Below are 13019 nucleotides of genomic sequence, written 5' to 3' on the forward strand. Positions count from 1 at the left end.
TTGTCTCTCTAGCGCAGAGGTAGGCAGGGGGGCCATTTGCGGCTTCCGGTAGACCATAAGGATGGTCGCAAGTGCACTGCTTTGGGTTGAAAGGGGGCGCTCCAAGTTACGTCCCCTTTTTCTGCTTTCTAGAAACTGTACTTGGCGGTCAACATCATGTTGCGAGGATTGCCGTAGGAATCACCGCCGTAGCTCACGGAGTTGGCGATGGTCGAGTAGTACTTGCGGTCGAAGATGTTGTTGGCGTTAACCTGCAAGTCCAGGTTCTGGCTGACCCGGTAGCCGGCCATCACATCGGTGATCGCGTAGCTGCCTTGTTCGAGGCGGTATGTGCTGCCATCAGCCAGCGAGATGTCGTTGTACATACGGCTCTGCCAGGAGACGTTGCCGCCCACGCGCAGTTTTTCCAGCGGGCCCTGGAAGTGGTAGCTGGTGGTCAGCTTGAACAGATGCTCCGGCGTGTCGGTGTCGAACTGCTTGTTTACGTTCTGCGGGTTCGCGGCATCCTTGATGGTGTGTGTGCGCGCGTAGGTGTAGCCACCGCCGACTTGCCAGTTTTCGGTCAAGGCGCCTTGCAGTTCGAAGTCGATACCCTGGCTGCGAATCTCGCCGGAGGCGTCGTAGCAGGTTGCCTGTGGGCAGTTTGCGGTAAACAGCTGCACGGCGCGGTTTTCCTGGTCGACGCGGAACAGCGCCACGCTCGCATTCAGCGCGCCATCAAAATATTCGCCCTTGATGCCGACCTCGTAGTTTTTGCCGACGATCGGCTTGACCGGGCTACCGGAAGTATCCTTGGAACTCTGCGGCGTGAAGATATCGCTGTAGCTGACGTAGACCGAATGATGTTCGTCCAGGTCGTAGATCAAGCCGGCGTAACGGGTGAGGTTACGGGTGACTTTGTAGTCGCCGTCGCCATCCCGGTTATCGTAGTCGTACCAGTCCAGGCGCCCGCCGAGAATCAGCTTCAACGGGTCCGCCAGGCTCAGGCGTGTGGTGAGGTAGACGCCGTCCTGAGTGGTCACTTCGCGCTGGTTGCTGGTGTGGACGAAGTCCGGTTTACCCGCATTGAGCGGCCAGTTGGTGTCGTACGGGCTGTAGTTGTGAGTGGTCATGTCGTAGATGCGCTTGCTGGCGCCCACCACCAGTTCATGGGTACGCCCGAACGCTGCGAAGGGCCCACTGGCAAAGGCGTCTACGCCGGCCTGGTTTTCATCGAAGTCGGCCTGGTAAACCGTGCGGGCCAGTGTGTTGTTGACCCAGCGCGATTGGTAAGAGCCGGAGAATAACGCGTTCTGTTCGGCGTAGTTGGCGTTGACCTGAAGGTTCCAGTCGTTGGCCAGGCGATGACGGACTTCGGCGAATACGGTGTTGATCTCCTGATCCTTGTTCTCCCAATCCGTGCCCGGATTGTAGGAGCGTGGCAGATCCAGATGATGGCCGTCCTGGCCGATCATCGAAGAGCCCCAGAAGTAATTGGTCTTGTCCTTCTGGTGGGAAAAACCCAGGGTCAGGGTGGTGTCTTCGCTCAAGTCCGCTTCGGTGACCGCATAAAACAGGCCATGATCTTCTTCGACATTGTCGATGAAGCTGTTGGCGTCCTGATAAGAGGTCACGACCCGGCCGCGCAGCGTGCCGCTGTCGTTGAGCGGGCTGGAGGCATCGACCTCGCCACGGTAGTCGTCCCAACTGCCGGCGGCACCGGTCAGGGTGACTTTTTGCTCGGCCAATGGCCGCTTGCGAATCAGGTTGATGGCGGCCGAAGGGTTGCCTGCACCCGTCACCAGGCCGGTGGCACCGCGCACCACCTCGACCCGATCGAACATGGCCAGGTTAGGCTGGGCGCCAACGTTAACGCCGTTGTAGCCACTCGGGATGCCGTCATACATCAAGTTGTCGATTTCAAAACCGCGCGCCTTGTAGGTCTGCCGACCAGGACCAGAGGAAAAATCCAGGAACAAACCGGGCGTCGCCTTGACCACGTCGTTGATGTCGGTCATCACCTGGTCATCCATGCGCTGGCGCGTAATGACGGTGACGGCCTGTGGGGTTTCACGCATCGTCAGCGGGAGTTTGGTCGCGGTCGACATCGCGCCAGTGGTGTAGGACTCGGTGCCTTCCGTGGTATTCCCCAGTTGGCCACTGCCGGAGACCTCGGTTGCGTCTAGTTCCAGGGTGGCGGGTGGGGTGTTGTCATCGGCGTAGGCGGGGGCCATGGAGATCATGCAGATAGCCATGGCCAGAAGATTGCGGGCAGGAGTGAAGTGACGCGGCGGGGTGGTGCGAGTCGACATGAATGGATCCTTGGATGCTAATGCTTGTGAGAGTAATTCGCATTAATTGTCGCAGGATTCATCTGAGCGATAAAGTTTGTTGCGGTTGGAGGAGGCGATGCGCAGTGGGGGGACAATCTGCACGTTGATCTTCATTCACCTTGGGCAGTCAAGGCGCCAGAGGCATGCACCATGTTTGCCCCTTAAGCCTTTTCTACGATGCGCAGGATGCACCGCCACCGAGTACAGCCATCCTCGATGGCCGTCGTACCCAGCCAGAACGGTGCCAAGAACTTCATTTCCGGCTACATCGTGATATCGGAGGTTATTGCTCTAGGTGGAGACTCTGCATCTAGATATTGAGAGCTTCAGTTCGTTGGGGTTAGGGCGAGAGGAGCCCTCACGGCAATAGAGTCATCAGAGAGAGGAGTTCGGAGAAAAAGCGACGAAAATCAGTAGGGAGGTAATAATGTGTAAAACCAGTATCGCTTGAAAAATCACACAATTGCATAGTTGGAGAAAGTGAAAACTTCGAGGCTTTACATTTTTAAGCGGGCGCTTTGACGTGGTGATGGCTATGGGCTACCCTGAGTCTGGTGCGAACTTAGGAGAACAACGGAATGTCCAGAAGTCATTTCATGGAGTATAGGGCTTTAACTGTAGTTGCTGTAATCGTAATTCCGGGGTGCTCTAATAATCCAATTCCGCTGAAGGAACCGTCGGAGTACTCCGTGGTTGTTGCAGGAGACGGCTCCTCCAGTGAGGTAAAAAATAACCCTGATAAAACTATCGGTGGGCTAGATCCCGCTGAAAATTACGGTGATTTGATTAGATCTTTAAAGCTGTATGAACAATCGTTTAAGAAGACAGCAATCGAATATAGAACGAAATCTTATACATCCAGCGACGGGACTGCTTTAGGTGCCGTTGTGGGCGTGGTTGGCGGTTTTTTTGAGAAAAGTGGAGCGATCTACGGAGGTGCTGGTCTGGCGGCTGCATCGTCTATTTATTCACAAAGATATCAATTTGATGTTCAGGCGCATAACTATCGTCAGGCCTATGACTCAATTAGATGTCTGAGAAATAGAATTACCCCTTACAGGGCGATAACTTTGGCGGAGATTACGGAAGTAAACGAAAAAATAAATAAAACTGTGGACAAGCTTTTTGATGCTCAGTGGAGCCTTGAACTCATGGCTCCCGATGTTGATGCGCTCAAGCTGGCATTTGAAAGGGGCCAGACAGCTGCCGGTAATAAGCGCGCGGCTGAAGTTGAGCTGGCTCTAGCTGAAGATGAAGTGCAGAGGTTGACGGATGAGATACAAATGAGTCAGGGTGAGTTTGAATCTCTAAATAGACAAATAGTAGCTACGGACGATGAGGGGCAGAAAGACTTAACGAGAAGTCGTGCGGATCTGCTGAAGGAGAAAATCGATACGTTGAATGAAGATAAGCGGACGGCGTTAGACAGAGTGATTAGTGCGCGACAGGCAGTTCCCGCTGCTGAAAAAAATGAACTGATGGCGAAGTTGGACGAGTGTGTCGAGTCAGCGTAATTTTAGAAGCTGCTCAGGGGGGCGGGTTACTTGATTTGTAATCTTCAAGTATTGGCGTGGGGGGGCTGCTGCATCACGCTGCGATTATCGATGCCCAGATTGTTAATGATGAATCATGCGATCGCCGTAATCGTAGCCATTCAGCATTTAGTATCCAACCCCAAGAAGCTCTCCTCGATGTACTGAAGGCTGGGGTAACCAATTTTCACGGAGGAAACATGCTTATCGTTCGATACCTCACCTTTCTTGGACTAGCTCTACTGTTCTCTGGGTGCACGCCCAATACCCCTTACAGAACCCTACGGGACGCTCCTCCCGACCCAACCGGTGTGATCCACTATGAGAAAGGGAGAACGATTCCCGCACTTAAGCTTGCCCCTTCGATGGAATGCACGGGGGGGGATCGGTGCGTCAACTTTGTTGAGTTCGATGAGTTTGGGAACGCGGAAAGTCGCAACCAATTCAACGCTGGGCTTACGGCGGCAAAAGCTGTTGCCGAGCATGGGGGGATGATGGTCGTCTACATCCACGGTTGGCATCACAATGCCAAGATTGACGATTCCGACATAACGAACTTCCGCAACCTGGTCAAAGAGGTTAAGCAGGGCAAGCCAGCTGTCGGTATCTACGTTGGCTGGCGTGGGGAGTCGATCAACTCAGATTCGGTACTAGGCTATGGCCCCAGCTATCTGGGTACTTTCTGGGATCGCAAAAACACAGCTCACACCATCGGCAACGCTGGTGGAGTGACGGAGCTGTTACGCACCCTCTCCGATATTCGTAGTCGAAACCCGACATCGCGGCTCCTAGTAATAGGGCATAGCTTCGGTGGGGCCATCCTCTATTCCGCTCTGTCGGATGGCATTGCCGAACAGATTCGTCGGGACTGCCAGCGGAGCAAGCAGTACACACCAATTGCTGACCTCGTGGTGCTGATAAACCCGGCCTTCGAAGCCATGCGGTTGCGACCGATCTATAGTTATGCGCGGAACTTCGAATACCCTGATGAGCAGAAGCCGCGGCTAATGATCATTACCTCCAAAGCTGATTCCGCTACAGGCTTCTTTTTTAAGATAGGCCGCCATCTAGGGACTATTTTTCAAGGATATCCAGATGGCGCCTACAAGGAACAGGATGTCACCGCGATAGGGCACTACACTCCATACATTACGCATCAACTGAAGACGGTCAGCAGTTGTTCAGATCGAGCAACCACCTTCTCCTTTGCAGGCAATGGGAGGCCGCTGAGCATGTGCATCGACGGCAAGCTGGAGCTTACCCGGTGTGATAGTAGCGCCGATTGCGCAGAGGTAGCTGACGGGCATTTCATAGACCGTGGAGAGGCCGGCACGCACATTCCCCACCGATTTCCTATTTACAATATTCGCGCCACGAGGGGTGTTATTCCTAGTCATGTCGACATCTGGGAGAAACCAATGCAATCGCTACTGCATACGCTTCTGGAAGAGGTCCAGCACTCTGAGACGATGCCCCTGGCCCCGACGGATTGTGGAATCCCTGCCGGGCAGATAGCGCCGCCTATTTGAAGCTGCCGCCAGCGCAAATGTTTGCGTTCTACACCCATAAGTCAGCCACTCCGATCAACTGAAAGACCTCCTCTGCCGGGGGCTCGGCGAAAGTGATGTCCAAGTCACGGTAACCGGAGTGGTCCCCGACCAAGCTCAACTCGAATCGAGCCCCAGAGGCGTCGGCTTCGTAGCTCTTCAAGTAAGTCAGGTTCTTGGTTTCATTGAAAACCACGTCCAGCGTGCCGTTGTAACCGTTTCCCAGCCGGGTAAAGCCCAAGGCGGACAAATCGATCGTGTCTTCACCCGCGGTATAGTCAACCAGGCGATCAGTGTGGTTTTCGGTGGCGGTACGGTAGCTGTCGCTCAGTACGTCGAAGCGGAACACATCGTTGTTGCCGCCACCCGTCAATAGGTCCCGGCCCTCTGCGCCAACCAATACATCATTGCCTAGCGCTCCATGAAGGCGATCATCGCCCGCGAATCCTTCGATGATTTCGCCGCGAGCGTTGCCTTGTAAACGATCGGCCTCTTCGGTGCCCATCAGCCTGGCTGGCTGGAACAGGAGGTTGGTTTCATTCAGCGCTTGGCTCAAGTCACCGTCGAAGACCACTTCGAAGCGTTCCCCATCCGCGTTGGCATCGAAACTCTTGAGGTAGGTCCGCGTCCCGCTTTCATTGACTCGAATCGCCAGCGTTCCGTCATGTCCATTGCCCAGCCCGAGGAAGCCCAGGGAGGCGAGGTCGATCGTATCGGTGCTGGGGTCGAAGTCGGTGATGCGGTCGCTATGGGCCGCGGTTGCGGTTCGGTAACTGTCTGTGACTGACTGGTAGCGGAACGTATCGGCCCCGGCACCGCCCGTCAGCAGGTCGCGACCTTGCTGGCCATCGAGCAGATCGTTGCCGGCCCCGCCGAAGATCGCATCGTCGAACGAGGCGGTGCCGAGCAAGAAGTCATCATCGCGGCCACCGTCAAGGTGGTAATAGCCGTCGTCGGGATTGCCAAAGCTGTGGTCCAGGCTGCCGTCGGGGTTCAACTGGACCAGGGCGGCCAGATAGCCGTCCGCGCTTGTACCTTGGCTTCCGCCAATCAACAGCTTGCCGTCGGCCAGTACGACCATGTCGGCTACGGCGAAAGGCGCGCTTTGCGAGCCCCAACTTACCCGACCCTGATTACCGAAATCGGTGTCGAGCGAGCCATCGGCGTTGAGCCGGATGACGGTCGCCACGCCGCCCGAGGCGCCCGCCAGGAGAATTTTGCCGTCATCCTGGAGGACGAGGGCGTCTGCGTGAACATCCAGGGCCAGGCTGCCGCCGTTGGCAAAGCTGCTGTCCAGGGTACCGTCCTGGTTGAGGCGGGTCAGGGTATCCTGCCCCGTGACCAATACCTTCCCGTCTCCCTGCAGCGAAACGTCGATCGTGCGGCTGGGTTGAATGCCGACGGACGCTGGCAGGTGCAGGATCCCGGCCTCTGCGAAAGACGAGACCAAGGCCCCCGTCGCGTCGAAGCGGGCGATATAGATCTCCCCAGAGGGATACGCGGCGCTGGCGAAAAAACTGCCGTCGCGTTGCACGGAGAACGACGCTTGCTGGCCTAGAGAGTCATTCCAGTAGAAAGGCACTGTCGCGGTGCCGCCATTCCCGAAACTCGTATCGAGGCTGCCGTCAGCCAAGGTACGGCTTACGCCCGACACCCAGGTGTCGCCTACTTTCACGTATTGCGCCACCAGGTAACCCCCTCCCGGCTGCACCGCGGCATTACCGCCGTCCTCGATATCGAGCGCCACAGGCAGGAGGGATTTACCGTCGCCACTGAAGTGGCGGTCCAGGCTACCGTTGGCATTGAACCGGACCAGGCTGCCGGTGAAGCCTGAATCCTCTTCGCCGCCGAGTCCCAGGCGACTATAGGCGCCAAGCCAGATAGCACCGTCCGGATCGACCGTGATACCGCCGATTTTGTCCGAGCCCCACAAGGACGTGGCGACCATGCCTGTTTTCCCCACGGCTGAAGCGGCGGGCGAAATGCTCTGATTCATGTCCATGCCTCCGATAGCTATTGCGTCGCCAAAAACAATAGACAGGGTTCAGTCTGGTTGCCAGCAGCGGCGACGATAGGGTCGTTCCAGGGATGGCCATACTGGAAAAGGAGGACGAAATGCCGCAGGCCTGTCAGTAATTGAAAGTCATTATCATCTGATATATTCTCGCGACTCCTCCTCGCTTGAGTCGCTTGCGTGTCCAGGCCATCCGATCCTCATTCCACCGACGGCCAGTTCGAGAGCCATTCGAGTGAACTGCTGCACTTCCTCACACGGCAGGTGAAGTGCGCAGAACTGGCGGCCGACCTGCGCCAGGAGACTTGGCTGCGCTTTCGCAGGCGCGAATCCGGGCAGGAGATCGGCAACCTTCGTGCGTTCCTCTATCGCATCGCGCGCAACCTGATCATCGACTACCGCCGCCAGCAAAAATCCCGCCCCGTCGAGGAGGAGCTATCCATCGAATTGGTCAGTGCCCAGCCGGGTCCGGAGCGAGCGGCAAGCGACACCCAGCGCCTGGAGCGACTGCAGCGCGTGGTCGAGGGTTTGCCCCCGCACCTGCGCCAGGCGTTGTTGTGGAATCGCCTGGACGGGCTGACCCAGCGTGAGATCGGCGAGCGCCTGGGTGTCTCGGAAAGCATGGCCGGACGCTATATCCTGAAGGCCCTCGAACACTGCCAGCAGCAGATGGACCCGCAGCCGTGAATCATCCTTCGCTTCTCGACCAGGCCCGACAATGGCAGGTGCTGCTGCATTCTGGCCGCGCCACCGCTGCCGATCGCGATGCCGCGCAGGCCTGGCGCCAGGCGGCGCCCGAGCACGAGCAGGCGTTGCGTGAGGTGGAAGGGCTGTGGTCGTTGCTCGGCCAGATAGAACGTCCGGCCGAGCAGCCCCAGGTACGCGTGATACGTCGCCATCGACTGTGGGCGGCCCCGCTTGCCTGCGCTGCGATGCTGTTGCTCGCCCTGTGGTTACCGCGTGGCACCTGGATTGGCCTGTATGCCGACATCAGCACCCAACCGGGGGAGGTGCGCGAGGTGCGGCTGGCCGATGGTTCGCTGCTGACCCTCAACGGCGATTCGGCGCTGGACTGGCAGTTTGTCGACGGTCGCCGCGAGGTCAGGCTGTACCGCGGCGAGGCGGATTTCCAGGTCGCCCATGACCCGGCTCGACCGTTCACTGTCAGGGCCGGCGAGGCGCGCATCCGCGTCACTGGCACGCGCTTCGATGTGCGTCTGGAGGAGGGCGGTGTCGACCTTGCGGTAAGCGACGGCCGCGTGTTGGCCTCCAGCGAGGGAAGCGAACCGCTGCCCGTGGTCGGCGGGCAGCAGGTGCAGTGGCGCGGCGGGGCGCTGCAGGCGCCGCAGGCACTGGATGCGCGCCAGCGCTTGAGCTGGCAGCGCGGCAAGCTGGTGTTCCGCGACCAGCCGCTGGAGCAAGTGTTCGCCGAGCTTGAGCGCAGCCAGTCTGCGCGAGTGCTGTTTGTCGACGAAGCCGCTCGCCGGCTACAGGTGACCGGCGTGTTCGCCCTTGACGACCCACAGGCGGTGTTGAGCGCTGTGGAAACCACCTTGCCTGTGCGTCTGGTGCGCCTGCCGGGGTTGATCCTGGTCACGTCCCGCTGAGCCCCGCGCCGCGCCTGTACCTTCAAAAAAAGAAAATATTTAGGCGGCGATGGTTCAGAAATCATCGCCGCCTTCGTCTTCCGTTCCTGCAAATGCGACTTCTTCGTATTGAAAGCCAAGGACATCAGCATGCGGTCGACTTCCTTCCTCGCGGCGCTAGCCGTTCTTCCCCTGGCCATGGCCGCCGCACAGGCGCGAGCCGTCGAGCTCGACGTGCCTGCCCAGCGGCTCGACGCGGCACTCACCGATTTCGCCGAGCAGGCCAACGTGCGGTTGCTCTATGACGCTGGTCTGACTCGTGGCAGCGCCATGGTGCCGGCGCTCAAGGGCGACTATTCGGTGGTCGACGGCCTGCAGCGGTTGCTGGAGGGCAGCGGCCTGACCTTCCAGGCCGGCAACGACGGCACCATCACCCTGGTGCCGCAGCCCGAGCAGGGCGTGCTGGAGCTGGGCCCGACCACTATCAGTGGGCTCGCCGAAGACCGTGTCGACCTGCCGGCCGAGTACGCCGGCGGGGAGGCGGCGCGCGGTGCCCGCATCGGCGTGCTGGGCAACCAGGACATGCAAGATGTGCCCTTCGCTTTCTCCAGCTACACCTCCGAGCTGATCGAGAAGCGCCAGGCGCAGACCCTGGCCGATGTACTGGCCAGCGATCCGGGCGTGCGTCAGTCGTTTGGCTTTGGCAACTTCTCCCAAGTGTTCGTCGTGCGCGGGTTCCAGCTGTTCAGCGACGACATTGCCTTCAACGGCCTGTACGGCATTCTGCCGCGCCAGATCATCTCCACCGAGTCGGTCGAGCGGGTCGAGGTGTTCAAGGGGGCCAACGCCTTTGTCAATGGTGTATCGCCGTCGGGCAGCGGTGTCGGCGGGGCGATCAACGTGGTCTCCAAGCGTGCCGAGGACACCCCCACGCGCAGCGCCACCCTGGACTATGCCAGCGACAGCCGAGTGGGTGGGCACCTCGACCTGGGCCAGCGCTTCGGCGAGGACAACCGCTTCGGCGTGCGGGTGAACCTGGCCCAGCGCGAGGGCGAGACCGCGGTGGACGATGAGCACTCGCGCTTCAGCCTGGCCACCCTCGGTCTGGATTACCGCGGTGACCGTCTGCGCCTGTCCGCGGACCTCGGTTACCAGAAGCAACGGGTCAATGAGGGACGCTCGGTGGTCTACCTGACCACGACGGGGCCCACCAGCACACTCAACGGCAAGACGCCGTCGGCACCCGACGCCGACCACAACTACGCGCAACCCTGGAGCTGGTCGCAGCTCGAAGACACCTATGGCATGTTCAGCGCCGAGTACGACCTGTCGCCCACATGGACCGCCTACCTGAGCGCCGGCGGCAAATACACGCGGGAGAACGGCGTCTACGCCTCCAACTACGTCTATGGCGCGAATGGCGACGCCCGTATCGGCCGCCTCTATTCGCCGCTGGACCAGGAAACCCTCAGCGCCGTCACCGGGCTGCGCGGCGAACTCGCCACCGGGCCGGTCAGCCACCGCATCAACCTGGCCGCCAACGGTATCTGGCAGGAGAAGCGCAACGCGTTCGAGTCCACCGCGGCGGGCAGTCGCGGCTTCGGCAATCTGTATGACGGCCAGCCCGTCGCCGAGCCGCCGGCCACCAGCGTCTCCGGCGATATCCACGACCCGGACACCACCGCCAAGGTGCAGAACCGTAGCCTGGCGGTGTCCGATACCCTGGGCTTGCTCGACGACCGCGTGCTGCTGACCCTGGGTGTGCGCCGCCAATCCATCGGCGCTGATGCCTGGAGCGCGGCCAGCGGTGTCCGCACCTCCAGCTATCAGGAAAGCATCACCACGCCGGCCTATGGCCTGGTGATCAAGCCCACCGAGTTCCTGTCGCTCTATGCCAACCGCGTCGAGTCGCTGCAACAGGGCCCGACCGCGCCGGCCGCCGCGCTCAACAACGGCGAGATGTTCGCGCCCTATCGCTCCAAGCAGACCGAGGTGGGCGCCAAGCTCGATTGGGGCACCTTCGGCGGCAGCCTCAGCCTGTTCCGCATCGAGCAGCCGCAAGGCGTGCTCGGCGGCGACGGCTACTACCGGGTGGATGCCGAGCAGCGCAACCGCGGCGTGGAACTGAGCCTGTTCGGCGAACCGCTGGACGGCCTGCGCCTCCTGAGCGGCGCCACCTGGACCAAAGCCGAACTTAGCGGCACCACCGGCGGTCGCGACGATGGTAACCAGGCGGTGGGGGTGCCGAAATTCCAGTTCAATCTGGGCGCCGACTGGGATGTGCCCGGCTTGCCCGGGGTGAGCCTGAACGGCCTGCTACTGCGCACCGGCGGCCAGTTCGTTGACAGCGCCAACGAATACAGCATCCCCGCCTGGACCCGTGTCGACCTGGGCGCGCGCTATCGGACGAAAATGGATGGCCGCGGGGTGACCTTCAACGCGATGCTGGAGAATGTTGCCGATGAGAATTACTGGGCCTCGGCTAATGGTGGTTATTTGACTCAAGGTGCACCGCGTACGCTGAAGGTGTCGGCTACTGTTGATTTCTGAGGTTGCTCACGATTAAGGAGGTGCCGTTGCAAGCTGTGTGGAAACACGCTAAAGGCGATTTCGCCAGGCGCTCCGAGAGGCTGCATTTGCGGCCTCTGTTGTTATTGCTGTGATTAGGTCGATTGGAGCCTTTTGCTAGGCAGGAGTCGGCCAGAAGCCGTCGTTCAGAGTAGGGACATGACCCGCCTTCTTACTAGCGGCAAAACACTTCATAAGGTGTACTGCGCGCACCATGCGACAGACCCCCACATGCTGTGGTGCGCACAGCCCCCCTTACACGATAGCGTTTCCTCTTGAGTTTGATGCCGGCCTTCGATTAGATACCAAGCGTAAACGTTGTGACGTGAATAGCACCATCAAACACAAGGAAATAGCACTAAATGGCAAGGATAGAACCCGTTTTCGGCAGCATCAGCAGCGAAATCGAAAACCCATACCAACTGGGCGACGCCCAACTGATTGACGACGAGGTTGTCACGTTTTCAAAACCCAGGATTTTTGATTTTTCCGGGCGTATTTCTCTGGCGCGCTTCTGGCTGATTCGTGTGCCCTTGGTGCTGGTTCTTCCGTGCATTTTGCTGTCGTTCTTTATGGTGGGGTTGCGCCATCAACTGGTGGTTTTGCTGATAGTCGGTGTCACCGTTGTCGTTCCTGCCATCCTGCTCGACGTGTCTCTACTGGTACGTAGGGCACGTGATCTAGGCTGGAGTCCGATATGGGGAATTCTCTGGGTGTTCCCTGTTATCGGCTTTGTGATAACGCTTCCGCTCATCATGCTTCCGGGGCGTAAAGCGATTAATAAATACGGCCCGCCCAATCCACCTCTCTCGACGTTGGTAAAGCTACTTACCGCGCTGTTGGTGGTTCTGGTGCTTGTAACTTCAACCGTGCTAGCTGCGTATTTTCCCCAATACCACCCACAGGCACTCTACGAGTGGTTCGTTAATGCATTGGTTCAGGCATAACGTTAGCGTACGCGAAGTCCATGCTTCGCCTCATTGCGCGGCGCCAAGTGCTCAGGTGCCTTTGTAGAGAGCGCTGCGCGCACCACGCGATAGCCCTGCGTACGCCGCGGTGATGTCCAAGTAAAAAAGGGGACTGATTTATTTGCTTGAAAATAGTTTCGTTCCCTTATCGGGCCCCCTTTTGTTATTTGTATTGCCAGCACCGGGCAGGTTTGGAGGTCTTCCGATGCGCCAAGCTTGACCGCAGCTGATTTTCTCGCAGAGGATTTTGCTATAGGTTTTGATGCGGCGACCGGTGTTTTTCCAGCTTTTGGAGCCGCAGCTTTGGAAGTCACCGCTAATGTTGTAATGGAAAAAAACGGGACAAAAAAATGGGACAGGCTTATTTTTTCTGATAATAAATCTGCCCCCTTTCCCTAGACCGGCTGGAGCCAGCCAGAAACCGCCACTGCAATCGCAGCGTCCGAGCATATCTTCGTGCGGACAGCAGCGTTCCGAAAAAAGGGGCAGTCT

9 protein-coding genes and 1 pseudogene are annotated in these 13019 nt (G+C 58.8%); 7 read left to right on the forward strand and 3 right to left on the reverse strand.

The window, feature by feature from the left end; translation table 11 throughout:
• Positions 1-128 precede the first annotated feature (128 nt).
• Together BLO97_RS13665 and BLO97_RS32310 are read right to left on the reverse strand one after the other, a co-directional pair.
• A complete protein-coding gene (locus BLO97_RS13665) occupies positions 129-2291 on the reverse strand; it encodes a TonB-dependent siderophore receptor (RefSeq protein ID WP_092346230.1) in 2163 nt (720 codons plus the stop codon).
• A gap of 135 nt (positions 2292-2426) precedes the next feature.
• Positions 2427-2564 (reverse strand): annotated as a pseudogene (locus BLO97_RS32310) (GNAT family N-acetyltransferase); the annotation flags it as partial.
• Between the two features lie 326 nt (positions 2565-2890).
• Here BLO97_RS32310 and BLO97_RS13675 point away from each other — a divergent pair.
• Complete coding sequence (locus BLO97_RS13675; protein WP_092346232.1) at positions 2891-3826, forward strand: Atg14 domain-containing protein; 936 nt, start codon at positions 2891-2893, stop codon at positions 3824-3826.
• Positions 3827-4044: 218 nt separating this feature from the next.
• Positions 4045-5373: an alpha/beta hydrolase gene (locus tag BLO97_RS13680; protein WP_092346234.1), complete on the forward strand. Its 1329-nt coding sequence runs from the start codon at positions 4045-4047 to the stop codon at positions 5371-5373.
• A 28-nt stretch (positions 5374-5401) separates the two neighbouring features.
• Here BLO97_RS13680 and BLO97_RS13685 read toward each other — a convergent pair whose 3' ends face one another.
• Entirely contained in the window at positions 5402-7387 is a 1986-nt protein-coding gene (locus tag BLO97_RS13685; protein ID WP_092346236.1) for a M10 family metallopeptidase C-terminal domain-containing protein, read from the reverse strand.
• A gap of 198 nt (positions 7388-7585) precedes the next feature.
• Here BLO97_RS13685 and BLO97_RS13690 point away from each other — a divergent pair, with 198 nt between their 5' ends.
• From BLO97_RS13690 to BLO97_RS31630, 5 genes are all read left to right on the forward strand, one after another.
• Positions 7586-8092, forward strand: a complete 507-nt coding sequence (locus BLO97_RS13690; RefSeq protein WP_092346238.1) for an RNA polymerase sigma factor — start codon at positions 7586-7588, stop codon at positions 8090-8092.
• Positions 8089-9012 (forward strand): FecR family protein, encoded by a 924-nt coding sequence (locus BLO97_RS13695; RefSeq protein WP_092346240.1) that lies wholly within the window; start codon positions 8089-8091, stop codon positions 9010-9012. Before BLO97_RS13690 ends, BLO97_RS13695 begins: the two co-directional genes overlap by 4 nt.
• A 129-nt stretch (positions 9013-9141) precedes the next feature.
• The gene (locus BLO97_RS13700; protein WP_092346242.1) at positions 9142-11541 is read left to right on the forward strand and encodes a TonB-dependent receptor; all 2400 of its coding nucleotides are present in this window, start codon (positions 9142-9144) and stop codon (positions 11539-11541) included.
• A 380-nt stretch (positions 11542-11921) separates the two neighbouring features.
• Positions 11922-12506 (forward strand): DUF805 domain-containing protein, encoded by a 585-nt coding sequence (locus tag BLO97_RS13705; protein ID WP_092346244.1) that lies wholly within the window; start codon positions 11922-11924, stop codon positions 12504-12506.
• Positions 12507-12743: 237 nt separating this feature from the next.
• Positions 12744-12926 carry a hypothetical protein gene (locus tag BLO97_RS31630; protein ID WP_158265806.1) on the forward strand — a complete coding sequence of 61 codons (183 nt, stop codon included), beginning with the start codon at positions 12744-12746 and terminating at the stop codon, positions 12924-12926.
• Positions 12927-13019 lie beyond the last annotated feature (93 nt).

Origin of the sequence: Pseudomonas sp. NFACC05-1, from assembly GCF_900100135.1 — a bacterium.
GTDB lineage: Bacteria > Pseudomonadota > Gammaproteobacteria > Pseudomonadales > Pseudomonadaceae > Aquipseudomonas > Aquipseudomonas fluorescens_Q.

What these genes read in the sequence shown, in the direction of transcription:
- BLO97_RS13665 (WP_092346230.1), bottom strand. Translation starts at nt 2,291, where the DNA reads ATGTCGACTCGCACCACCCCGCCGCGTCACTTCACTCCTGCCCGCAAT.
- BLO97_RS13675 (WP_092346232.1), top strand. Translation starts at nt 2,891, where the DNA reads ATGTCCAGAAGTCATTTCATGGAGTATAGGGCTTTAACTGTAGTTGCT.
- BLO97_RS13680 (WP_092346234.1), top strand. Translation starts at nt 4,045, where the DNA reads ATGCTTATCGTTCGATACCTCACCTTTCTTGGACTAGCTCTACTGTTC.
- BLO97_RS13685 (WP_092346236.1), bottom strand. Translation starts at nt 7,387, where the DNA reads ATGAATCAGAGCATTTCGCCCGCCGCTTCAGCCGTGGGGAAAACAGGC.
- BLO97_RS13700 (WP_092346242.1), top strand. Translation starts at nt 9,142, where the DNA reads ATGCGGTCGACTTCCTTCCTCGCGGCGCTAGCCGTTCTTCCCCTGGCC.
- BLO97_RS13705 (WP_092346244.1), top strand. Translation starts at nt 11,922, where the DNA reads ATGGCAAGGATAGAACCCGTTTTCGGCAGCATCAGCAGCGAAATCGAA.